This window comes from Phaeobacter sp. CC-HEC084, from assembly GCF_059429255.1.
This window is the reverse complement of sequence record NZ_JCAIJQ010000004.1, coordinates 172,739-196,202: the sequence shown is the minus strand read 5'-3', so window position 1 is coordinate 196,202 and position 23,464 is coordinate 172,739. Positions and strand designations below refer to the sequence as shown.

The 23,464-nt window shown below is 61.2% G+C and carries 23 protein-coding genes; 3 read left to right on the top strand and 20 right to left on the bottom strand.

What is annotated here, in order from left to right; all coding sequences use genetic code 11:
* Nucleotides 1-43: 43 nt before the first annotated feature.
* A complete protein-coding gene (locus tag AC5SSZ_RS14920; RefSeq protein ID WP_495438569.1) occupies nt 44-1,003 on the top strand; it encodes a cation efflux transmembrane domain-containing protein in 960 nt (319 codons plus the stop codon).
* 74 nt (nt 1,004-1,077) lie between these two features.
* Here the strand turns inward: AC5SSZ_RS14920 and AC5SSZ_RS14915 are convergent, their stop codons facing one another.
* From AC5SSZ_RS14915 to dctP, 12 genes are all read right to left on the bottom strand, one after another.
* A complete protein-coding gene (locus AC5SSZ_RS14915) occupies nt 1,078-1,851 on the bottom strand; it encodes a DeoR/GlpR family DNA-binding transcription regulator (protein ID WP_495438567.1) in 774 nt (257 codons plus the stop codon).
* A gap of 48 nt (nt 1,852-1,899) precedes the next feature.
* The gene (locus tag AC5SSZ_RS14910; protein WP_495438565.1) at nt 1,900-2,793 is read right to left on the bottom strand and encodes an HAD-IIA family hydrolase; all 894 of its coding nucleotides are present in this window, start codon (nt 2,791-2,793) and stop codon (nt 1,900-1,902) included.
* Nucleotides 2,790-3,692, bottom strand: coding sequence for a glycerophosphodiester phosphodiesterase family protein (locus AC5SSZ_RS14905; protein WP_495438563.1), 903 nt, complete (start codon nt 3,690-3,692; stop codon nt 2,790-2,792). The genes AC5SSZ_RS14910 and AC5SSZ_RS14905 overlap by 4 nt, the downstream gene beginning before the upstream one ends.
* A gap of 9 nt (nt 3,693-3,701) precedes the next feature.
* Nucleotides 3,702-4,781: a sn-glycerol-3-phosphate import ATP-binding protein UgpC gene (locus AC5SSZ_RS14900; RefSeq protein ID WP_065271593.1), complete on the bottom strand. Its 1,080-nt coding sequence runs from the start codon at nt 4,779-4,781 to the stop codon at nt 3,702-3,704.
* Complete coding sequence (gene ugpE / locus AC5SSZ_RS14895) at nt 4,782-5,630, bottom strand: sn-glycerol-3-phosphate ABC transporter permease UgpE (RefSeq protein ID WP_495438561.1); 849 nt, start codon at nt 5,628-5,630, stop codon at nt 4,782-4,784.
* Entirely contained in the window at nt 5,630-6,511 is an 882-nt protein-coding gene (gene ugpA / locus AC5SSZ_RS14890; RefSeq protein WP_065271591.1) for a sn-glycerol-3-phosphate ABC transporter permease UgpA, read from the bottom strand. Before ugpA ends, ugpE begins: the two co-directional genes overlap by 1 nt.
* A gap of 81 nt (nt 6,512-6,592) precedes the next feature.
* On the bottom strand, nt 6,593-7,906 hold the full coding sequence (gene ugpB / locus AC5SSZ_RS14885; RefSeq protein WP_065273600.1) for a sn-glycerol-3-phosphate ABC transporter substrate-binding protein UgpB: 1,314 nt from the start codon (nt 7,904-7,906) through the stop codon (nt 6,593-6,595).
* Nucleotides 7,907-8,353: 447 nt separating this feature from the next.
* A complete protein-coding gene (locus tag AC5SSZ_RS14880; protein ID WP_495438559.1) occupies nt 8,354-9,871 on the bottom strand; it encodes a malonate--CoA ligase in 1,518 nt (505 codons plus the stop codon).
* Nucleotides 9,872-9,874: 3 nt separating this feature from the next.
* Complete coding sequence (locus AC5SSZ_RS14875) at nt 9,875-11,131, bottom strand: malonyl-CoA decarboxylase (protein ID WP_495438558.1); 1,257 nt, start codon at nt 11,129-11,131, stop codon at nt 9,875-9,877.
* Nucleotides 11,128-12,444 carry a TRAP transporter large permease gene (locus AC5SSZ_RS14870; RefSeq protein ID WP_274830336.1) on the bottom strand — a complete coding sequence of 439 codons (1,317 nt, stop codon included), beginning with the start codon at nt 12,442-12,444 and terminating at the stop codon, nt 11,128-11,130. Before AC5SSZ_RS14870 ends, AC5SSZ_RS14875 begins: the two co-directional genes overlap by 4 nt.
* A gap of 3 nt (nt 12,445-12,447) precedes the next feature.
* Nucleotides 12,448-12,993 carry a TRAP transporter small permease gene (locus AC5SSZ_RS14865; RefSeq protein WP_065271587.1) on the bottom strand — a complete coding sequence of 182 codons (546 nt, stop codon included), beginning with the start codon at nt 12,991-12,993 and terminating at the stop codon, nt 12,448-12,450.
* A 69-nt stretch (nt 12,994-13,062) separates the two neighbouring features.
* Nucleotides 13,063-14,049, bottom strand: a complete 987-nt coding sequence (gene dctP / locus AC5SSZ_RS14860) for a TRAP transporter substrate-binding protein DctP (RefSeq protein ID WP_065271586.1) — start codon at nt 14,047-14,049, stop codon at nt 13,063-13,065.
* A gap of 136 nt (nt 14,050-14,185) precedes the next feature.
* On the opposite strand from dctP, the gene AC5SSZ_RS14855 reads away from it, so the two are divergent.
* Nucleotides 14,186-14,842, top strand: coding sequence for a GntR family transcriptional regulator (locus AC5SSZ_RS14855; protein ID WP_274838239.1), 657 nt, complete (start codon nt 14,186-14,188; stop codon nt 14,840-14,842).
* 16 nt (nt 14,843-14,858) lie between these two features.
* Here the strand turns inward: AC5SSZ_RS14855 and speB are convergent, their stop codons facing one another.
* From speB to hmgA, 8 genes are all read right to left on the bottom strand, one after another.
* Nucleotides 14,859-15,815, bottom strand: a complete 957-nt coding sequence (gene speB / locus AC5SSZ_RS14850) for an agmatinase (protein WP_274830335.1) — start codon at nt 15,813-15,815, stop codon at nt 14,859-14,861.
* Nucleotides 15,816-15,867: 52 nt separating this feature from the next.
* Nucleotides 15,868-16,509 (bottom strand): maleylacetoacetate isomerase, encoded by a 642-nt coding sequence (maiA, locus tag AC5SSZ_RS14845; RefSeq protein WP_274838240.1) that lies wholly within the window; start codon nt 16,507-16,509, stop codon nt 15,868-15,870.
* Nucleotides 16,510-16,590: 81 nt separating this feature from the next.
* On the bottom strand, nt 16,591-17,133 hold the full coding sequence (locus AC5SSZ_RS14840) for a VOC family protein (protein WP_274833316.1): 543 nt from the start codon (nt 17,131-17,133) through the stop codon (nt 16,591-16,593).
* The gene (locus AC5SSZ_RS14835) at nt 17,130-17,342 is read right to left on the bottom strand and encodes a DUF2783 domain-containing protein (protein WP_065271581.1); all 213 of its coding nucleotides are present in this window, start codon (nt 17,340-17,342) and stop codon (nt 17,130-17,132) included. The genes AC5SSZ_RS14840 and AC5SSZ_RS14835 overlap by 4 nt, the downstream gene beginning before the upstream one ends.
* A gap of 5 nt (nt 17,343-17,347) precedes the next feature.
* Nucleotides 17,348-18,961 (bottom strand): FAD-dependent oxidoreductase, encoded by a 1,614-nt coding sequence (locus AC5SSZ_RS14830; RefSeq protein WP_495438553.1) that lies wholly within the window; start codon nt 18,959-18,961, stop codon nt 17,348-17,350.
* Nucleotides 18,962-19,163: 202 nt separating this feature from the next.
* Nucleotides 19,164-20,114, bottom strand: coding sequence for an MBL fold metallo-hydrolase (locus tag AC5SSZ_RS14825; RefSeq protein WP_065271579.1), 951 nt, complete (start codon nt 20,112-20,114; stop codon nt 19,164-19,166).
* An 84-nt stretch (nt 20,115-20,198) separates the two neighbouring features.
* Entirely contained in the window at nt 20,199-21,455 is a 1,257-nt protein-coding gene (fahA, locus tag AC5SSZ_RS14820) for a fumarylacetoacetase (RefSeq protein WP_495438552.1), read from the bottom strand.
* A 68-nt stretch (nt 21,456-21,523) separates the two neighbouring features.
* The gene (gene hmgA / locus AC5SSZ_RS14815) at nt 21,524-22,879 is read right to left on the bottom strand and encodes a homogentisate 1,2-dioxygenase (RefSeq protein WP_274830328.1); all 1,356 of its coding nucleotides are present in this window, start codon (nt 22,877-22,879) and stop codon (nt 21,524-21,526) included.
* Between the two features lie 71 nt (nt 22,880-22,950).
* On the opposite strand from hmgA, the gene AC5SSZ_RS14810 reads away from it, so the two are divergent.
* Nucleotides 22,951-23,391 (top strand): MarR family winged helix-turn-helix transcriptional regulator, encoded by a 441-nt coding sequence (locus tag AC5SSZ_RS14810; protein WP_495438550.1) that lies wholly within the window; start codon nt 22,951-22,953, stop codon nt 23,389-23,391.
* Nucleotides 23,392-23,464: the final 73 nt, after the last annotated feature.

Below are 23,464 nucleotides of genomic sequence, written 5' to 3'. Positions count from 1 at the left end.
ATATGGATGCAGCGAAACGAGTGTCACATTGGGAAAGCGCGATATGGCTACGCAGAACGGTGACAACACAAAGCGCCTTGAAAGCCGTTCGCTGGGCGTGGCCATGTGGGGCAACCTGTTCATGGCCGCAGCAGGGTTGGTGGCGGGTGTGCTATCGAACTCCAACGCGATCATGATGGATGGTCTGTTTTCCCTGATCGGATTCGGCTCCGCGCTTCTTGGACGGCGGATCAGCCGCCGCATTGATGCAGGCCCCGACAAGGCCCGCCCCTATGGCTATGCTGCGGACGAGGCGATCTTCTCAACCTTCCGGTCGCTGTCCTTGCTGGGACTGGTCCTGTTCGCCATCACGAATGCGATCAAGAACGTTTACAACTACCTCAGTGGGATGACGCCTGAGCCGCTGAATTTTGCCCCCATGATCATCTACTTTGCAGGGATCGGGCTGGTCTGCGCGATCCTGTGGGGCTTCCATCATTTTACCTGGCGCCGAACGGGGAAGCGCAGCGCGATCCTGCGGCTTGAGGCAAAGGCCGCGATGTTTGACGGGCTGATCACGGCTGCTGCGGGTGCCGGTCTGGGCGCCATCTATATGTTCCGGGATGGCCCGCTGGCACCGGTTGCGCCGGTTGGCGACTCAGTGATTGTACTCTTGCTCTGTCTGCTGGCCATCGGTTCCTATGTGCGTGAATTCCGGGGTGGGCTGGGCGAATTGGTCGGCGCGAGCGCGCGGCCGGAGTATGTCGCAACCGCCCGGCGCAGCCTGCGGTCCGCGATCGCCGAGGATGGCGGCGAATTGCAGGACATGTCGGTGACCAAACTTGGCCGTACGTTCCTGGTGACTGTCTACTACGATCCTCGCCGTCCTATGTCAGCATCAGACATCGACAAGCTGAACCTGCGCATGATCGAGGATGCGCGCAAGACGCTGACGGGGGCGGACGTGCTGCTGTTGATTACCGAACATCCCCGGCGCTGGCCCGATGCTCTGAACCCGTTCTGAAATCTGCGATCCCGGTAGGGCGGCCCTGCATGTTTCGCCGGCAGGCTTCTCCGGCTTGTCGCTGTCCGTTTTGGTCAACTTAGGCGGCTGTGACCCGTCCCGCTGGCCAGCGTCACGGGCGGGCCGGACCAATCGACGTCCTCGGGCAGACGGTCGGTGATGAAATGATCCATCGCATCGAACCCCGCAACGCGGTGGGCGGCAGAGCGGCTCCATTTCGTGTGATCGGCCACCAGTAGCATCCGCCGCGCGCTGGCTCGGATGGCGTTGCTGACCTCGGCATCGAAGTGTTTGAAATCGAGGATGCCATACTCGGGATCCAGCGCCCCGGCGCCGATTACGCCGAAATCGGCCACGAAGCGCCGGTAACCCTCCAATGCCTGCGCACCAACCAGATCGCGGTCCTCGGGGCGCAGCTGCCCGGCCACCACATGCACATCGCAGGAGGGCGCGTTGCACATCAGCCGGGCGACTTCCAGATTGTTGGTAACGATGGTGATGTCGGGCGTCTGGGTCAGTGCCTCGGCCACATATTGAACCGTGGTGCCAATGCCTAGAAGCACGGTCGAGCCTTCGGGGATCAGCGCCGCTGCCGCATTGGCGATGGCGCGTTTGCGGTCCTCGTTCAGCGTGGCGCGGGCGTGAAAGTTCAGGTTCAGCGGATTGGACGGCGGCGCCACGCCGCCATGCACCCGCCGCGCCAGCCCCTGATCGCACAGATCGTTGATATCGCGGCGGATGGTCTGGGTGGCGACACCGAATTCAGCAGCCAGCTCATTGATGGATTGCTGTCCTGAAGCGCGCAGCTGCTCCATGATCTGACGTTGACGGTCGTTGAGGTCGCTCATCCGGGCTTCCGTTCCTGTTGCCGCCGTCCGAGGTCTTCCACTGTTGGATCAGATCGACGGCGCAATCCAGTCCGGGACAATTCCGCTGCGCGCGATGTAGCCGGTGACATCGTGACCGGCGAACAGCCCGTGCGCTGTGATCAGGGCGGTGTTCCAGCCCTGCGCCTGCGCCCCTAACACATCGGTGTGCAGGGTGTCGCCAACCATGGTGATCCTCTGCGGCGCTATGTCACCAAGTCGAGCCTGCGCTGCGGCATAGACTGACGGGAAAGGCTTGCCATGAAATACTGGCGAAATGCCCAGCTGATCGCGCAGGGCGACGGCGTAGCACCCCGGCTCCAGTGTCAGCCCGGTTTCGCGCGGGGCGACCAGATCCGGGTTTGCCACCACAAGTGGGCGGGGATTGCGCGCCAAGCTGTCGTGCAGCATGCCCTGTTGCGCCTCGGTCCAGTCCGAGGTGCTGAGCAGCAGGAAGGCATCTGCGGCATCGTATGTGTCGGGTGAATTCCCCAGCGCCACGGCGGCCACCGGCAGTTCGGAAGCTTCAAACCCGGCTGGCGCCATCACGCCCCAGGTGCCGTCCGGGGCGATGTCGGTCAGGCAGGTCTCGCAGACCTCGCGGCTGGAAATGATCTCTTCCGCGGCAAAGTCAAAGCCGAGGCGGGCAAATTTCTCTTCGGTCTGGGCACGGGTAAAGCTGGCTGCATTGGTCAGAACCAAGAGCGCCTTGCCCGCATCGCGCAGCTGCTGCACGCGTTCGTGCGCGCCGGGGATTGGGCTGTCGCCAACGTTGAGCACCCCATAGGCGTCAAAGACGAAGGCGTCGGTCTGATCCATCACCTGGTCAATGCCCGATACCGGCAGCGCCTTTCCCTTGTGATTGCTGACGGGCAGATGGGCGCGGATTTCCTCGTATCTGGCAAAGGCGGCTTCGGGGGTCATTCTGTCGTGGCCTCTGCTGCAAGGAGTTCGTCGCGTAGCCGCACGGCCAGCGCGGGATCATCGGTTATCACCCCGTCCACATCCGCCAACAGACCTTTGCGGATCGCCTCTTCGCCGCGCATGGTCCAGACCATGACCTGCAGGCCAAGGCTCCGGGCCAGCTCCCGATGGGCGGGCGTCAATTCCCAGAACAGCGGGCTCCAGACGGTTGCGCCGGTGTCGGCAAGATGGCGCAGCATCGCCTCTGGATCGGCAGGGGCGCCGTCCAGCCAGGGCGAGCCGCCGTAGAGGTTGCCAGAGGCGTGGATTTCGCGGCTCATCGACAGGTGCGAGCGGCGGAACTGCGGCGCTACGCGTTTGGCCGCCGACAGGATCTGCCAGTCAAATGCATGGATCAGGCAATGGTCCTCGGTACCCGTGGCAGTGATGACATCGACCGCAGCGCGCACGAAATCCTCGGGCGCGGGTTCTGATGCGTCTTCGGCATCGTGCTTCAGCTCGACCAGAACATCGACGGGACGGTCGGCCTTGGCCACCAGATCCAGCACCTCGGACAGGCGGGGCACACGGGCGCCGGGCAGGTCCTGCTGCTGCGGGTGCTTCTTCGCGTACTCCGAACCCGGACGAATACCGCCCACGTCAAAGGCGCAGAGCTCCTCGTAGGTCAGCGCGCCGATGGCCGGGCCTTCCTCTGACAGGAACACACCCGCGCTGTCGCGGGTGGTGTCGGCCAGAAGACGGTGATTGTGGGTGACGACGGGCACGCCATCGCGAGTCAGAAGCACGTCCAGCTCGATCCCATCTGCACCGGAGGCGATGGTATGTGCGAACCCCTCGAGGGAGTTTTCGGGCAGAACATCCGGGGTGCCGCGATGTCCGAATATCTTGGGCAACTGCATGATCCGTCCTCAGGCCAGTCGTTTGCCAGAGGCCAGATCGAACAGGTGTAGCTGATCGGCGCCACAGCCCAGTTCCAGCGTCTCGCCGCTGTCATGCTGCTGCACGCCGGGCAGGCGCACGGCCAGCGGGACCGAGGTGCCGGAGACCTTGCCGTGGACCACGGTATCTGCGCCCAGCTGTTCGACGAAATCGACTTCCAGATGGAACTGCGCCGCGCCCGAGGCATCAAGCGACAGATGCTCGGGGCGGATGCCCATGGCGATCTTGGCGCCTGCCATTGTGGGGATCTCATCTGCAAAGCGGATGTCGCGGCTGCCATCAACCAGCAGGCTGCGGCGATCCTCGGTGACGGTGCCTTCGACCACGTTCATCGCGGGGCTGCCGATGAAATCGGCAACAAACCGGCTGGCAGGACGCAGGTAGAGATCCATCGGCGTGCCAATCTGTTCCACCTTGCCTGCGTTCATGATGATGATCCTGTCCGCAAGGCTCATGGCTTCGACCTGATCGTGGGTCACGTAGATGAAGGTGGCGCCAAGGCGCTGGTGCAGGGCCTTCAGCTCGGCGCGCAGCTGGGTGCGCAGCTTGGCATCGAGGTTCGACAGCGGTTCGTCGAACAGGAACACCTTGGGATCGCGCACGATGGCGCGGCCCATGGCGACCCGCTGGCGCTGACCACCCGAGAGCTGCGCCGGTTTGCGGTCGAGGTATTCCTCAAGCCGCAGGGTGCGGGCGGCCTCGGCGATGCGCTCGGCGATCTGGTCCTTCGGCAGGCCTTCGTTCTTGAGGCCGTACTCCATGTTGCCGCGCACCGACATATGTGGATAAAGCGCGTAGTTCTGGAACACCATGGCGATGTCACGCTCACCCGGTTCCAGATCGTTCACACGGCGCTCACCGATGCTCAGATCACCTGCGGTGATGCTTTCCAGGCCCGCAATCATCCGCAGGATGGTGGACTTGCCGCAGCCCGACGGGCCGACCAGCACGATGAACTCTCCGTCGGCAATATCCGCGTTCACATCGGATACGGCAGTGACGCCGCCGGGATAGGTCTTGCCCAGGGATTTGATGTTGAGAGTAGCCATTTATTTCTCGCTTTCGACCAGCCCTTTGACAAAGAGCTTTTGCATTAGAACGACGACCAGAACCGGAGGGATCATGGCAAGGACGGCGGTGCCCATGATGTAGTGCCAGACTGGCAGCGACTCGCCCGAGTTGACCATGCGCTGGATGCCCATGACGACGGTGTAGAGGCTTTCGTCGGTGGTGATCAGAAGCGGCCAGAGATACTGGTTCCAGCCGTAGATGAAGAGAATGATGAAGAGCGCCGCGATATTTGTGCGCGACAGCGGCAAGAGGATATCCTTGAAGAACCGGATCGGCCCTGCGCGGTCGATGCGGGCGGCCTCGACCAGCTCATCCGGGATGGTCAGGAAGAACTGGCGGAACAGGAAGGTGGCCGTGGCCGAGGCAATCAGCGGAACGGTCAGACCTGCATAGGTGTTCAGAAGACCCATCTTCACCACTACATCGAATGTGGGCAGGATCCGCACTTCGACGGGCAGCATCAGGGTGACGAAGATCATCCAGAAAAAGCCCATGCGGAAGGGGAAGCGGAAATAGACGATGGCATAGGCCGACAGGATCGAGATGAAGATCTTACCGAAGGTTATGACCAGCGCCATGATCAGGCTGTTGAACATCATCATGCCGATTGGCACACCGCCGGCCTCGGGCAGGCCACCGGCCAGAAGCTGGGAATAGTTTTCCCAGGCCTGATCCCCGAACCACAGCGGGATCGGCGATTGCGACAGTGCGCCGGGACCGTGGGTCGAGGCAACCAGCGCCATCCAGACAGGAAAGCACAGGAACAGGACGCCGACGATCAGGATGGCATGGGTAAAGAACGTCAGAATGGGGCGATTTTCGACCATCAGTATTGCACCTTGCGCTCGACGTAACGGAATTGGATGAAGGTCATCAGGATCACCATGCCCATCAGGATCACCGACTGAGCAGCCGAGGAGCCGTAGTCCTGACCAATAAAGCCAGTGTTGTAGACGCGGAACACCAGGATCGAGGTGGCGTCTGCAGGGCCACCTTCGGTGGTGGCGTGGATCAGGGCGAAGGTGTCAAAGAAGGCATAGACGAGGTTGACGACCAGCAGGAAGAAGGTGGTGGGCGTCAAAAGCGGGAAGGTGATCGACCAGAAGCGGCGCACCGGCCCGGCCCGGTCGATGGCGGCTGCCTCGATCAGGGACTTGGGGATGCTTTGCAGCCCGGCAAGGAAGAACAGGAAGTTGTAGCTGACCTGTTTCCACGCGGCGGCCACCACGACGAGCAACAGGGCCTGATCACCGTTCACATAGTGGTTCCATTCGATCCCGATCCCTTTCAGCCAGTAGGCAACGATGCCAAGCGAGGGGTTCATCAGGAAGTACCAGATCACACCGGCAAGGGCGGGCGCGACGGCATAGGGCCAGATCAGCAGGGTCCGGTATCCGGTCGCGGCCTTGATCACCCGGTTGGCGGCAACCGCCAGGATCAGGGAGATGGCCATGGCGAGGAAGGCAACCGAGAAACCGAACAGCAGCGTCGTGCGGAAGGACTTCAGATAGCCGGGATCGCTGAACAGTTCGTAATAGTTGTCCAGCCAGACCCATTCACGGGAAAACCCAAAGGCGTCTTCGATGAAGAATGAACTTTCAAGCGCCTGATAGGAGGGCCAGAAGAAGAAGGCGATGGTGATCGCGATTTGCGGCAGTACCAGCAGGTATGGCAGCAACCGGGAGCGGAAGACGACACGCTTTTGCACGGGCAGGAACCTTTGGGGTGGTCTTTTTCAAAAAGGGGAGGCCCCGCCAGGGACCTCCCTATAGCCAACATGTGGGGATGATCAGTCGTTGGCTTTTTCAAACTTGCGCAGCAGGGCATTGCCGCGCTCTACAGCTTCGTCCAGGGCGGTCTTGGCGTCTTTGTCGCCTGCCCACACGGCTTCCAGCTCTTCATTGATGATGTCACGCACCTGCACGAAGTTACCGAAACGGACGCCTTTGGAGGCCGGTGTCGGTGCGTTCAGGGACAGCTGCTTGATCGCGGTGTCGGTCAGCGGATCGGATTCATAGAAACCCTGTTCCTTGGACAGATCGTAGGCCGCGGTGGTGATCGGAACATAACCGGTGTTCTGGTGCCAGTAGGCCTGCTGCTCGGGGGCAGAAACGAACTGGAAGAAGTCGGCCACACAGCTGTATTCCGCCTGCTCGTGACCGTTCAGAACCCACAGGGTTGCACCGCCGATGATCGAGTTCTGCGGCTTGTCCGCCACTGCGGTGTCAACCGGCAGCATGGTCTGGCCGAATTCGAAATCGGTGATGTCTTTCTTGAAGCCACCGTAATAGGCCGAGGAGTTGATCCACAGCGCGGTTTCGCCGTTCACGAACTGACCACGGCTGTCACCGCGACGGCCGCCGTATGCGAACAGGCCTTCTTTGCCCATGTCGGCGATACGCTGGATGTGGTTCACAACCGCGTCGTTGTTGAAGCTGAACTCGGTTTTCAACGAGGCAAAGCCGTTTTCCTCGGTACCCATGGGCAGGTTGTGCCATGCCGAGTAGTTTTCGATGTTCGACCAGGACTGCCAGCCAAAGGAGAAGGGCTTTTCAACGCCGTTTGCCTTCAGGGCGCGTGCGGCCTCTTCGACTTCGTCCCAGGTGGTGGGTACGTCAACACCGGCAGCGTCCAGCGCGGTCTTGTTGTACCACAGAACCGGGGTGGAGGAGTTAAACGGCAGCGACAGCAGGTTGTTGTCGGTGTCGGTGTAGTAGGAGATCACGGCAGGCAGGTAGGCAGAGGGATCAAAATCGACGCCTGCGTCTTCCATCAGCTTGTAGACCGGGTAGATCGCGCCCTTGTCACCGGCGGCCATCATGGTGGCGGTGCCAACTTCGAAGACCTGCACAACGTGCGGCTGCTCACCGGCGCGGAAGGCGGCGATGGCGGCGGTCATGTTCTCGGTGTAGTTGCCTTTGTAGACAGCGTTGATGTGGCAGCTGTCCGAACCGGCGTTGTATTCGGATGCGAATTTGTCGACGATTTCGCCCAGCTGACCGCCCATGGCGTGCCAGAACTGCACTTCGGCCTTCTCGGCGAATGCGGTGGTGCCGACCATGGCAAATGCAGTGGTCGCCGAAAGAATGGATTTGAGTTTCATGTTCATCTCCTGAGGCCACGGCAGATCAGTCCTGTCCGCAGCAATTCCCCGTTATTGATTCCGTATGAGTTCAATCACTCACATGAGGCGCATTATTCTGTCTTTGTAACGCTCATATGAATTCACTTTGCGTTCAGGTGAACATTTCGTCAAGACAGACATAGTCTGCCCAATTAATAATCTTTCACTGCCAACCGGCCTTGCGGCGGTGGTATATGATTGAAGTTTTTAGAATTTTATGTGCCAAAATCTGCGGCTGAGGCAGGGCTGACGATGTCGTGAGCAGGCCCGGGAGCCGTTATTTTCTGTTGAAAAGCGCCATCTGAGATCGTCAAAAAGGACAACACCCCGGCGCCGTTGGGGCGGCCGGGGTGCGTTGCAAAAGATCTGATTCTGCCCGCCAACCCCGCAAGATTGGGGCGCATATCCGGGTCATCTTCCGTGGCGTCAGGAAGCCTTGAAGGTGTCCTGGTACTGCTCTCTCAGGATGTTTTTCTGCACCTTGCCCATGGTATTTCGGGGCAACTCATCCAGCACCACCAGTTTGCGCGGGTGTTTGAACCGGGCCAGAACGTCACGCACCGCGTCCATGATCGCATCCGTGTCGGGGGTTTCGCCCGGCGCCGGAACCAGAACGCCCAGCACGGTTTCGCCGAAATCCGGGTGCGGTACGCCGATCACCGCGCTTTCCAGCACGCCGGGCTGTTCATCCAGCACCAGTTCGATTTCCTTGGGGTAGATGTTGTATCCGCCCGAGATGATCAGGTCCTTGTTGCGGCCGACGATATGGACATAGCCATCCGCGTCCACCATCCCGAGATCCCCGGTGATGAAGAACCCATCGCTGCGCAATTCGGCTGCTGTCTTCTCTGGCATTTGCCAGTAGCCCTTGAAGACGTTGGGACCGCGCACCTCGATTTGGCCGACCTCGCCTGCGGGCAGGGTGTCGCCCGACGCCGGATCGGTGATCTTCAGCTCCACCCCCGGCAGTGGGAAGCCGACGGTGCCCGCGCGGCGCTCGCCCTCGTAAGGGTTGGAGGTGTTCATGTTGGTTTCAGTCATGCCATAGCGTTCAAGAATACGGTGGCCGGTGCGTTCTTCGAATTGCACGTGGGTCTCCGCCAGCAAGGGCGCGGAGCCGGACACGAACAGCCGCATATGCCGGGTCAGATCTCCGGTGAACCGCGCATCTCCCAGAAGCCGGGTATAGAAGGTCGGCACCCCCATCATCGTGGTCGCGCGCGGCAGGTTCTCGATCACCGCATCAAGGTCGAATTTCGGCAGGAAGATCATCGCGCCACCCGCCAGCAGCGTCACATTGCTGGCGACAAACAGCCCGTGGGTATGAAAGATCGGCAGCGCGTGCAGCAGCACATCATCCGGGGTGAACCGCCACTCGGCCGCCAGCGTTTCCGCGTTCGACAACAGGTTGTTCTGCGTCAGCATCGCCCCTTTGGAACGCCCCGTGGTGCCAGAGGTATAAAGGAAGGCCGCCAGATCCTCGCCTTCCCTGTCGACCGTGTCGTAGGAAGTCGGCATCGCCGCCGCCTGGTCCATCAGGGTGCCAGAGCCATCTGCATTCAGGGTTTCCAGCGCCGCGCCGAGAGGTTTGGTGATGGGGGCGACGGTCGCTTCCTTCCCGGTATCGCAGACCACGACCGAGGCGCCGCTGTTTTCGATGAAATAGGACAGCTCATCCGCCGTATAAGCCGTGTTGAGCGGCAGGAACACCAGACCGGCCTGCGCACAGGCCGCATATAGGGCCAGCGCCTCCGGGGATTTTTCCACCTGAACGGCAACGCGGTCGCCGGGTTGCAGCCCTTTGCCGGTCAGGACATGGGCGATCTGCGCGGCCATCTCAAGAAATGCCTGATGGCTGACCACCTGCCCGTCGGGCAAATACAGAAACGGGGTGGATTTTCCGGCATGGGCACCAAACAGCCCGTCATAAAGAGGATTTGCCATGGGCTAACTTTCTTCTGTTTTTTGCAGCTTTGATGCGGCGGCGAGGGCGCGCACCTCTGCCGTTGCGGCCACCTTTTGGGTGGTGGCGAATTGTTCGTGGTTCTGGGCAACTTTCTTCAGGTCATACAGGTAGTTGACCATCGCGCCGCCGGACTGGGCACGCCCCTTGTCCGAGGTATCCGCATCGGCGTGCACCGCATGGACAATGGCGCCGTTGCCCAGATGAAACCGTGCGACGGGATCAAAGGGCAGGCCACCGCGCCCTTTGGCGTTAAGCAGATAATGGGCCGCGTCCGATTTCATCCGGTCCGGGTCGGAGGGAGCCCAATCCAGACCCTCCTGCTCGATCCAGCCCGCAAGCCCCGGAATGGGGGAGAGGGTAACAAAGGTTTTGAGCCCTGCCAGTTCAGCCGCCAGATCAGCAGCCACCTGTTTGATCAGGGAGTTGCCAAAGGAAATGCTCGCCAGCCCCGCCTGACAGTTTGAGATCGAATAGAACACCGCCGTGTCGGCCTCATCTGCGGTCATGGGGGTGCGATCCTCGGCCAAAAGCGCCTGAATGGATCCCGGTGTGCCCTTGGTCAGCGCCACCTCGACAAAGATCAGCGGCTCATCCGGCATCGCAGGGTGGAAAAAGGCAAAACAGCGCCGGTCCGCCGGTTGCAGCCTGCGGCGCAGATCGTCCCAGCTGTGAATGGCGTGCACGGCCTCGTAGGCGATGATCTTCTCCAAGATGTTCGCCGGGCTTTGCCAGTTGATCGGGCGCAGCACCAGAAAACCTCGGTTGAACCAGGAGGCAAAGAGATGCCGGAAATCCTGATCCAGTGCTTCAAGTTCGGGAATGCCCCGCCCAAGGCGCAACAGATCCGCGCGCATCCGCACCAGCGCACCGGTGGCGCCCGGCACCCGGTTCAGGCGGCGGATCAACTCCTGCCGCCTGGGTTCGACGGCCGCCATGAAGGCGCGGTAGGTCTCTTTTGACGGGCTTTGCTCATAGGCATCCAACCCGCTGCGCACCGCCTCGGGATCAATGTTCAGCTTGGTGGCGATATGGGAGAAGAACGCCAGTTTGTCCGCGTCCTCCAGTTGCTCGAACCCCGAAATCACCTCGCGCGCCAGCATCAGCTCAGACGTCTCGCCTGCCGATCCAACCAGATCTTCGGCCAGTTCGGCGATGGGCCGGTTGTCCTGTCCCGCCGCGCCCGACCAGCGGTAGCGGCGTTCAAAGACGGTGGAGAGGAGATCTGCGAGAAGGGTCACATTGCACCTCCCATCACAAGGTTGGGCAGCCAGGTCGCCAGACCCGGGAACAGACACAGAAGCACGATTGCCAGCACCATGCAGGCCACGAAGGGCAGCGAGCCGGTGAGGATGGTCTTCAGCGAAATGTCCGGCGCGATGCCGTTGATGACGTAAAGGTTCAGACCCACCGGCGGAGAGATCAGGCCGATCTCCATATTGATGGTCAGCACCACGGCAAACCAGATCGGATCGAAACCGGCGGTGGTGATGATCGGCAGCAGGATCGGCGCGGCCATCAAGATCACCGCGACGGGCGGCAGGAAGAAGCCCGCGATCAGCAGGAAGACGTTAACCGCCCCCATCAGCACCCAGCGGTTCACATCCAGCGTACCGATCCATTCGGCAATCGACTGGGTGATGAAGAGCGAGCTGAGCATGTAGGAGAACACCCCGGCGGCGGCGATGATGAAGAGAATCATCACCGATTCCTTGGTGCTGTCGCGCAGCACCACCCAGAGATCGCGCGGGTTCCACAGCTTGTAGATCACCATCGCAATCAGCAGACACAACAGCGCTCCGACGGCGGCGGTTTCCGAAGGCGTCGCGATGCCGCCATACATGGCATAAAGAACGCCAAGGATGATCAGCAGGAACGGCACCACGCGGGGCAGGATCTCGAACCGCTCGGCCCAGGTGTAGCTACCCGAGCTGAGGCGCTGGGTGTTGCCGGACCGCCAGGTGGAGTAAAGCGACCAGGCCATGAACAGCCCTACCAGCATGAAACCGGGAATGACCCCTGCAAGGAACAGCCGTCCGATCGAGGTTTCGGTGGCGATGCCATAGACGATCATGGTGACCGAAGGCGGAATCAGGATACCCAGCGTGCCACCGGCTGCGATGGAGCCTGCTGCCACGCCATCCGGGTAGCCGCGTTTGCGCATCTCGGGGATGCCCATCTTGCCAATAGCAGCGCAGGTTGCAGGCGAGGATCCCGACATGGCAGCAAACAGCGCGCAGGCGCCAAGGTTTGAAATCACCAGCCCGCCGGGAATGCGGGTCAGCCAGCGTTCCAGCGCCTCATAAAGATCCGCTCCGGCGCGGGTCGAGGCGATAGAGGATCCCATGATGATAAACATCGGGATCGACAACAGGGCGAAATTATCCAGTTTCCCGAACAGGATTTCCGGCATTAGCTCAAGGCTGCGCATCCCGTCAAAGATCATCAAGAAACCGGCCGAAACGATCAGCAGCCCCAGGGCGACCGAGACGCCGGAAAACAGCACGAGGATGGTGGAGAGGGCAACGATGCCCCCAAGAACAAGTGGGTCCATAGGTCAGAGATCCAGGCCAAAGGGTTTGTCGGCGCCAGTCAGTAGCGCCACGAAGTCAGCAATCAGTTGCAGCAGGAACAGGGCAAACCCGACGGGAATGGCCAGATAGGGGATCCACAGGCGCACGCCCCATACGGTGTCCGAGCGCCAGCCGCGATCCCAGGCGAAATGCCAGTACTCAAAGCCGTACCACAGCATTATCGCCATGATGCTGATCGACAGGAGTGAGGTCAGAACCGCCAGCCCAAACCGCGCGCGCGGCGGCAACGAAATCGGGATCAGATCGACGTTCACATGGCCGCGCAGCCGCTGCACATAGGGTAGGCCGATCAGGGTAGCCGAGATGACCAGATAGATCACCGCCTCGGTCTGCCAGACGGTGGATCCATTCAGCACAAACCGGATCACGATCATCTGGCAGGTAATCGCAACCGCTGCCATGATCATGGCAGCCGCGCACCAGCCGGCAAGTGTGGACAGGCCCGCAACGGCCCGCAGGAACGGATTGTTCCCGGTTTTTGCGATCGTGGCCGCACTTTGTCCTGCCATTCCCGCCTCCTGAAGTTCTGAGAAATTCAAAAAAGGCGGGGCAGCTTCAGGCCACCCCGCCGGGTGTTATCACTCGACTGCGAGCGCCAAATCGAGAAGCGCCTGACCGTCCGAAACCTCATCCACGAATTTCTTGTAGGAGGTTTCCATGGCCAGCTTGCGCCATGCGTCGAAGTCATCGGCGCTCATCTGGGCGATTTCCACACCGGCGTCGGCAAAGACCTTGGCCGAGGCGGCGTCCTGTTTCTTGGCTTCTTCCAGGTAATAGGCTTCGGCCTTTTCGGCAGCGGCCAGCAGCGCGTTTTGCTGTGCTTCGCTCAGACCCTCAAAGGTGCTCTTGTTCATCAGCAGAGGCTGATACATGAACCACAGGGCTACGTCGCCCGCCGGGGTGTAGCAGCTGACCTGCTCGTAGATCCGGTAGGACACGAAGGACGAGGACGAGGTATTAGCGGCCTGCAGAACGCCGGTTTGCATGGCGTTGTAGATTTCCGAGGACGCCATCGAGGCGATGGAGGCACCGGCCCCAGCCAACATCTGTTCGAAGGCTTTGCCGGCCGCGCGGGTCTGCAGTCCTTCGATGTCGGAGGGTTTGGTGATGCACTTGTCCTTGCCTGCGAAACCGCCGGCCAGATAGCCGTGCACCAGAACCATCACGTCGTCGTCGGCCATCTTGGCCTCAAGCGCTTCCATGAAGGGCGAGTTGCTGAGCCGCGCGGCGTGGTCGTGGTTCTTCACCAGGCCGGGCATCAGCGTCAGGTTATAGGCGGGCTGCTGGCCGCCAGCATAGCTGAGCGGTAGAACGGTCATGTCCAGCTGGCCGCGGCTGAGCGGTTTATACTGCTCGCGCGGTTTGAACAGCGATTTGGAGCCGAAGATCTTGATGTCCAGATCGACATCGGCGGCGGCCACCTCATCGGCGACGATCTGCGCGACCTTGTGGCGGATGTCCTTGTTCGACCACTGGTGCGACAGGCGCAGTTCGGTGGCATTGGCCAGCGCGGCCGACGACAAGAGCGCCGCGGCAGCGACCGCAGCTTTCAGCATGGTTTTCATTTTTTCCTCCCAGAAATTCCAACCTTTGATGGCTGGAGATGCCCGAACGTAAACATCAGGTGTTTTTCAAGTCAATATTTTTGTATACAAGAATAGTCATGTTGAATTTTCAAAACCGGAGTGCTACTGAAAATCCATGGGGCAACGTCGTGCAGATAGTATCGCTGAAGAGCTGGAAGAGCTGATCTTTGACGGCACTTTTGCGGATGGCGACCGCTTGGACGAGGTGCGCCTGGCCGAACAGTTCGGCGTTTCACGCACGCCGCTTCGTGAGGCATTTCAGCGGCTTGCCCTTTCTGGTCTGGTACAGCTGATCCCGCGACGCGGCGCCTTTGTACGTCAGCCCGGCCCGGTTGAACTGATGGAAATGTTCGAAGTCATGGCCGAGCTGGAAGCGGTCTGCGGACGGCTGGCAGCCAAGCGGATTTCGGATCAGGCGCTGGATGAGCTGAACGATGCCAATGCTAAATGCCAAGCAGCGGTCGATGCACAAGATTCGGATGCCTATTACGTGGAGAACGAGCGTTTCCACCGCATCCTCTACCGCGAATCCGGCAATGGGTTTCTGGAGCAGGAAGCCTGCAAGTTGCACAAACGCCTGAAGCCCTTTCGCCGCCAGCAGCTGCGGTTTCGCGGGCGTTTGGCGCAGTCCATGGATGAACACAAGGCCGTGGTGCAGGCGCTGGTCCGGGGCGACGGCGAAGCCGCTGCCGAAGCCCTGCGCGATCACGTCGCGGTGCAGGGCGAGAAGTTCCACACTCTGATGGCCAGCCTCAAAAGCGCCGCAGAATAAAGCCGCCGCAGCAGGTTCAATCGCGGTGGTGCAGGATGCGCCCGATGGTGTTCATCAGCAGTTGCGCCGCCAAAATGGATGTGCAGCCGGTGGTATCATAATCCGGCGCCACCTCCACCAGATCAAGCCCGACGATATCGCCCCGCTGCGCCAGCGCGTCGATGATCTCCAACACCTCGTAATAGAGAAACCCGCCGTGGCTGGGAGTGCCGGTGCCCGGTGCGATTGAGGGGTCGAAGGCGTCGATATCTACCGTCAGATAATAGCGCTCTCCTTGCGGGATGCGGTTGATCAGCGCCTCGGTGCCCATCTTGCGCACATGGCGGACCGACTGGATGTCCGACCCCATTGAGCGGGCGGCATCATAGCCGTCCTTGGCGGTGGAGGAGACGTTGCGGATGCCGATCTGGGTCAGCCCGGTGACATAGGGTTTTTCAGCGGCGCGGCGCATCGGGTTGCCATGGCCATAGCGTACCCCGTGACGTTCGTCGACGAAATCGAGATGCGCGTCGATCTGCACCACGTGGATCGGCTCCTGATCGTCAAAGGCGTTGATGCAGGGGATATTCACCGAGTGATCGCCGCCCAGCACCACCGGCAGGGCACCGGCCTTCAGGATCTTACGCACGCCGTATTCGATATTGGCGTGGCTCTGCAGGGTATCGGTATGAATGATATCCGCATCGCCAATGTCTACGATGGTCACCTTGGCCGGGTCCAGATAGGTGACGTCATCCTCGAAATCATAGGCGCCCGCATGACCAAAGCTGAACAGGGTCGAGGCTTCGCGGATGGCGCGCGGCCCCATGCGTGCGCCCGACCGCCACTGGGCACCGAAATCAAAGGGTGCGCCCAGAACGGCCGCATCCGCATCGATGGCGTCCCAGTCTTCCACGTAAGGGTATTTGCCAAAGGTGCAGATGCCGACGAAAGGCAGGTTCAGCCGCCCGCTGTCATATCCGTGTTTGCTCATTCTGCGCTCCCCGTTGTTGTTGCCGACAGTAAGGGGAAGCGGTGGGGCGGGGTCAAGCGGTGGGTTGCACCGCATCCGGATGGGCAGCAGCAAAGGCCGGATGCTGGGCGCAGGCTTCCTCAACCGCCAAAAGGCGTGGCATGTCGGAGATATCTACCTCCCAGCGGCGGGCATTGTAGATCTGCGGCATCAGGCAGATATCAGCCAGCCCCGGCGCATCACCAGTGCAATAGGGGGCCTGTTCAAACCCCGCCAGCAGCGCCTCGAACGCCTGCAATCCGGGGCGGATGAAATGCTGCATCCAGGCCTTGGGCATATCCTCGCGCCCGCCGCCGAGCTGCGTGGCATGGCGGGCGACAGCCAGATTGCACACCGGATGCAGGTCCACCGCGATGGATTGCGCCAGTGCCTGCGCCTTGGCCCGCTCTGCCGGGGCTTTCGGGAGAAGGTTCAGATCACGGGTCTGGTCCAGATAATCCAGGATCGCCAAGGATTGCGTCAGCCGCAGCCCGTCGATCTCCAGCACCGGCACAAAGCCCTGCGGGTTGCGCGCCAGATGTTCGGGGCTGCGTTGCTCTCCCTTTACCAGATCGACGGGGATGGACTGGTATTCGATCCCGGCAAGGTTCAGCGCGATGCGCAGCCGGTAGCTGGCCGACGACCGCCAGTAATCAAAAAGCACCACATCCGTCATCAGTCTCTCCCTCTTGTGCCTGCCTGATATGAAACCGCACCCGGGATCCCCGGATGCGGTCTTTGTGTTTCGGTCTGTTGTTCAGACGTTACTCAGTTCCTTGGCGTGCAGCCAGTCTGCGTGTTTGGGCGCCTTCTTGGTCTTTGACCATTCCTCCAGCATCTCCCATTTCACGGCGTCCAGTTTTTCCAGCAGCGCCTCTTCCTTGGGATCTGGGCAGGCCAGTTCCACCCGGTGGCCGTTCGGGTCGAAGAAATAGATCGAGTGGAAGATCGAATGATCCGTCACACCCAGCACCTCGACACCGTTGGCCTCAAGATGGTCCTTGAATTCGATCAGCGTGTCGCGGTCCTTCACCTTGAAGGCGATGTGCTGCACCCATTCCGGGGTGTTCGGATCGCGGCCCATCTCGGGCTTGGTGGGCAGTTCGAAGAACGCCAGGACATTGCCGTCGCCCGCATCCATGAAGACATGCATGTAAGGGTCGGGTTCATGCGTGGACGGGACGTGATCCTCGGCAATGGCCAGAACAAAGTCCATCTTCAGCATCTTGTTGTACCACTCCACCGTTTCCTTGGCGTCCTTGCACCGATAGGCGACGTGGTGGATTTTCTCGATTTTCACTTGCTCTCCTCCGAAGGCTGAAGCGCGGCGGCAGCCAGCGCCTGTTTCAGGATCGCGCGTTTCCCAATGTGGTTGGACAGGACCAGCACCAGCCGCGCATTGAGCGCGTCGCTGTCGGCCTTGGAAAGGCCCTCGTGTGCGGCCAGAAGATCGGCGTAGAAATCGTCGGCGCCGTCGATGTTCGGGGTCAGGATCAGTTGGTCGGACATCCGTGTTACTCCTTGCCCACGGCGCGGCGGATGGCGGCGCGGAACTGGTTGTCGTCATAGGAGGGGCGGCGGGCGGCCACGTGCTGATCCGGGCGGATCAGGTAGACGCCGCTGGCATTGTCGCCGAGGTAACGTTCCTTCAGGGCCAGGGTGCGGTCGTCCTTGACCGACAGCGCCAGCCGGGTGACTTCGATGCCGTCTTCCTCGATCATATCGGGGGCCTCGGCGTCGATGGTCAGCAGAGTGAACTTGTCCGCCAGTTTCGGCAGCAGGAACTCATCGCCAAGGGGCGCATCGGGGCAGGGCGATCCGGGGCGGGTGCGCTCCGGCCCATTGGGCAGCGCATCGGCGGAATTCAGGTGCGATCCGTCATAGGTACAAGGCACCGACAGGCGGCCCGAGTTCACCAGCGGGCGGGCGAATTCGAAATGTTCGCTGAGGTCCAGAACCGCATCGCGCAGCACGCGGGACATTTCCGATTTCGGGGTGATGAAATCGGTGGAGCGGCTGGAGTTCAGGATATTCTCGTCGGCGCCATAGACCCGTTCCTGATCGTAGCTATCGAGCAGGCTTTCGGGAGCCTTGCCCTCCATCACCAGTTTCAGCTTCCAGCACAGGTTATCGGTGTCCTGCAGACCCGAGTTCGCACCGCGCGCCCCGAAGGGAGAGACCTGATGCGCTGCATCGCCCGCAAACAACACGCGGCCATGGCGGAAGTTCTCCATGCGGCGGCACTGGAAGGTATAGATCGACACCCATTCCAGTTCGAATTTCACATCTTCGCCCAGCATTTCCTTGAGGCGGGGAATGACGTTCTCGGGGCGTTTCTCGCGCTCCTTGTCGATGTCCCAGCCCAGCTGCAGGTCGATGCGCCAGACGCCATCAGGCTGTTTGTGCAAGAGTGCCGACTGGCCTTTGTTGAAGGGCGGGTCGAACCAGAACCAGCGTTCGGTGGGAAAGTCGGCCTCCATCACCACATCGGCGATCAGGAAGTTGTCCTCGAACACGCGGCCCACGAAATCGAGCCCCAGCATCTGCCGGGTCGGAGAGCCGGCGCCATCGCAGGCGATCAGCCAGTCTGCCTCGATATTGTAAGACCCTTCGGGCGTATCGATTTCCAGCGTCACGTGATCGGGGTGGGTGCCGATGGCGGAGACCTTGTTGCGGCCACGGATCTCGATCGGGGCGCCTTCGGCCTGCAATTCCTTGACACGGTTCACCAGGTATTCTTCGAAGTAATACTGTTGCAGGTTGATGAAGGCCGGGCGCTTGTGGCCTTCCTCCGGCAGCAGGTTGAATTCATAGACCTGACGATCATCGAAAAAGACCTTGCCGATGTTCCACTGCACGCCCTTGTCCACCATCGGCTGACCGCAGCCCAACCGGTCGAGGATCTCCAGCGGCCGTTTGGCGAAACAGATCGCGCGCGAGCCGAAGCTGACCTTGTCATTGTCATCCAGGATCAGCGCCTCGATGCCCTGCTGGGCCAGGTCGATGGCTGCGGCAAGGCCGACCGGGCCTGCGCCAATGATCACCACCTTGCGCCTCACCGGCGCCGGGGCGTCCTGATCCGCATGACGTTCATACGGGTACAGGGGCACTTCAAAGATCTTGTTCATCTGGTGTCCTCCCAAAGGGTGCCGCTTGGCACAGCTTCTCCGGTTCCCGGCCATGGTGTTGGCCGGGGGGCTGTTGTCATCGTCTCATGTCTTTGTGCGGGGCGGTACGATCTGGATCAAACCGCTCCACAGGTTGGATGGAACCCGGGGCTCCGCCCGTTCGCAGCCCAATCGCTCCACTGGAGCGATTGCGGAATGCCGCTTACCCCTGCAGGGCGTCCCACATTTCCAGATCGCGCTGGGCGGTCCAGATGCGGGGGGTGTCGATACCGCGGGCCTCGTCATAGGCGCGGGCGACGTTGAAGGGCAGGCAGTGCTCGTAGATCGCGTAGTCTTTAAACTTGGGATCGCACTCTTCGCGCACCGCGTCCCAGGCCTCTTTCAGGGTGCCGTTGCGGGCAGCCACGCGGGCGGCGGGGCGATAGGTGCTTTCGACGAAGTCGCGGGTGTTCTCGATGGCCGCGTTGACCATTTCCTTGCCGACCAGCGCATCCCCGCGACCCGGCGCGATGGCGTCGACGTCAAAGGATTTGATCGCATCCAGCGTATCACCCCAGTCGCTGAAGTGACCGTCGCCGCAATAGCAGGCTGAGTGGTATTCCACGATATCGCCAGTGAACATGACGTTCTGATCCGGCACGTGGATCACGATGTCGCCTGCGGTATGGGCGCGGCCCAGGTGCATCAGGTCGACGCGGCGGTTGCCCAGATAGACGGTCATGTCTTCCGAGAATGTGGTGGTGGGATAGGTCAGGCCCGGGATGCTTTCGTGACCTTCGAATAGGCGCGGGAAGCGCTGGAATTCGCTGTCCCAGTCTTCCTGTCCGCGTTCAACGACCATGGCGCGGGCAGCATCGCCCATGATGATCTGCTGCGCACCAAAGGCGGAGGCGCCCAGAACCCGCACCGCGTGATAGTGGGTCAGCGCGACATGGGTGATCGGCTTGTCCGTCACTGAACGCACGCATTCGATCACCTTGTTCGCCAGACGCGGGGTGGCCTGCGCCTCGACGATCATCACCGAGTCATCGCCGATGATCACGCCCGAGTTTGGATCGCCCTCGGCGGTGAAGGCATAAAGGCCCTCGCCCACTTCGGTGAAGCTGATCTTCTTTTCCGTCATGTCGCCTTGCGACGCGAATGCCTTTGCCATGTGTTCAGTCCTTTTGCGGTATGCCGAAGACCGTCCCGTCCGGTCGGTCCCCGGTGCGTGTTTCAAAGCAGGAGTCGTCGGCTCTTAGCGCTTATAGGGATCGTCCAGCGCGGGCAGGATCTTGCCCGCACATTCGCCGAACCCGATGGTGTAGCCATCACCCTTGGCTGCGCCTTTCAGCGTCATCGTGTCGCCATCGACGATAAAGGAACGTTCCTCGCCCGTCTTCAGCGTCACCGGCTCCTTGCCGCCCCAGCTGAGTTCCAGAAGCGAGCCGCGGCTTTCCTTGGTCTCGCCCGAGATGGTGCCGGAACCTAGCAGGTCACCCGCGTTCATCGGGCAGCCAGATGTGGTGTGATGGGCCAGCTGCTGCGCGGCGGAATAGTACATTTCCTTGTAGTTGGTGCGCACGATGGTGCTGGCGTCCTTGCCCTCTGGCGCCATGGTCACCTCCAGATCGATGTCATAGAGCATCGGTCCGCAGTCCTTGAGGTGATCGAGGAGCTCAACTTCGCGCGCGGGCGTGTCGCAGCGGAAGGGTTCCAGCGCGGCCTTGGTCACGATCCAGGGGCTGACGGTGGTGGCGGTCGCCTTGGCCTGAAACGGGCCAAGCGGCTGGTATTCCCAGGCCTGGATATCGCGCGCCGACCAGTCGTTCAGTAGCACGTAGCCAAAGATATTGTCGTCCGCTTCCTGCACGGTGATCGGACCTTCAGAGGGGACGCCGACGATGGCGCCCATTTCCAGCTCAATGTCGAAACGCGCGCAGGGCGCCCAGCGGGGGGCGTCGTCATTCGGGCCTTTCAGCTGGCCCCAGGGGCGGCGCACATCGGTGCCGGACACCACGACCGAGGAGGCGCGGCCGTTATAGCCGATCGGGATGTGCAGCCAGTTCGGCGGCAGCGCGTTTTCCGGGCCGCGGAACATGGTGCCGACGTTCATGGCGTGATGTTTGCCGGCGTAAAAGTCGGTGTATTCGCTGACCATGAAGGGCATATGCATCTGCGCCTCGGCCTGCGGCACCAGCAGCGGTTCGACCTTGGCCTGTTCGGCGGCGCCTTCGGACAGAAGCGCGGTCAGACGGTTGCGCAGGGCGGTCCAGACGGCCGGACCTTCTTCCATCAGGTCGTTCCAGAAAGGAACCTCGAACAGGGCGTAATCAGTCAGGTCGATGAGGCCTGCCTCTTCGGCGGCCTGCATATCAAGGATCATGTCGCCGATGGCGACGCCGCAGCGCGGGTCTTCGTCACCGACAGAGAAGACGCCGTAGGGCAGGTTGTTCAGCGGAAAGGGCGTGTCGGCGGAATTGGCCGAGGCGACCCAGGATTTCAAAAGGGGCATGGTGTCTCCCAAAACGTTATGTGCGGGCGCCGGGATCACCCCGGCGCAAAACGGCTGTGGCTACAGGCTTACTTCAGGCCCGGCGTGCCGTCGAATTTCTTTTCGATGTCGGACCAGCAGTCGATGTAATCGTCCTGCAGCGGCGCCTCCTTGGCGGCGAATTCGGTCAGGTGCTGCGGGAAGCGGGTTTCAAACATGAAGGACATGGTGTTCTCCAGCTTCTCGGGGCCGAGGTTCGAGTTCGACGCACCCTCAAAGGCGTTCTTGTCCGGCCCGTGCGGCAGCATCATGTTGTGCAGGGACATGCCGCCGGGGATGAAGCCCTGCGGCTTGGCATCGTACTGGCCGTAGATGTTGCCCATCAGCTCGGACATGATGTTCTTGTGATACCAGGGCGGCCGGAAGGTGTTTTCCGCCACCATCCAGCGTTCGCGGAACAGGACGAAATCGATATTCGCGGTGCCTGGCTGGCCCGAGGGCGCGGTCAGCACGGTGAAAATCGAGGGATCCGGGTGGTCGAACAGGATGGCGCCGACCGGGCAATAGGTGCGCAGGTCGTATTTCACCGGCGCATAGTTGCCGTGCCAGGCGACCACATCCAGCGGCGAATGGCCGATCTTGGTCTCGTGGAACTGGCCGCACCATTTGATCGTCACGGTCGAGGGTACCTCGCGGTCCTCAAACGCCGCCACCGGCGCCTTGAAGTCGCGCGGGTTGGCCATGCAGTTTGCACCGATCGGGCCACGGCCCGGCAGTTCGAACTTCTGACCGTAGTTTTCGCAGACGAAACCGCGTGCGGGACCTTCCAGAACTTCGACCCGATAGAGCAGGCCGCGCGGCAGGATGGCGATTTCCTTCGGCTCCAGATCGATGATGCCCAGCTCGGTGCAGAAACGCAGGCGGCCTTCCTGCGGGACGACCAAGAGCTCACTGTCGGCCGAGAAGAAATAGCTGTCTTTCATCGACTCTGTCACCAGATAGACATGGCTGGCCATGCCGACCTGGGTATTCACATCGCCTGCGGTGGTCATGGTGCGCATACCCGTCAGCCAGGTCAGCGGCTCGCCGCTGTGGGCCACCGGATCCCAGCGATACTGACCGAGCGAGGTCACATCGGGATCGACACAGGGCGCGGATTTCCAATAGGGCAGGTCGATTTTTTCATAGCGGTGCGAGTGCTTCACCGAAGGGCGGATGCGGTAGCACCAGGTGCGCTCGACGCGCTCGGCGGTGAAAGCGGTGCCGCTCAGCTGCTCACCATAAAGACCGTAATTGCATTTCTGCGGGCTGTTCATGCCCTGGGGCAGGGCGCCGGGCAGAGCCTCGGTTTCATAGTCGTTGCCAAAGCCGGGCATATAGCCCTCGTGCGGGCCAGCAAGCGAAGGGGCCTGGATCATCTCATGGGGATTTGTGGGTCGATTCATGGCGCGTTCCTCCTTTTCCGCTTGCCGGGGTAATAGTTGATTTTGTAACTAACAAGGGTATGGAGGGGCAAATGACCGAAAAAGATGATTTCGCTTTGCAGGATTTCCTGCCGTTCCTGCTGAACCGTGCGGCCGAGGAAAGCTCGCTTGCCTTTCAGTCCTATTACAAGAACCGTTATGGGATGCTGCGCAACGAATGGCGGGTACTGTTCCACCTTGGTACCTATGGCACCATGACGGCCAAGGAGATCGGTCAGCGCGCCAAGATCCACAAGACCAAGATCAGCCGCGCGGTGGCCAAGCTAACTGAGCGCCGCTTCATCACCCGCAACAGGGATGAGGCCGACCGGCGGTCAGAGCATCTGAAGCTGACCCCGGCGGGGGAGGCGGCTTATCGCGACCTGCGCGGGCAGGCGGCAAGCTATGACAAGCAGTTGGCGGCTCGGTTCAGCCCAGAAGAGGAACAGACCCTGCGGCGCATGTTGCGTCAGTTGGCTGGAATCGCGGAATAGACATTCGGGCTTCGGCACCCCAGATACTGCCGGACACAGAGAGTGCCGGATACTGGCAAAACACCCGCGCAAA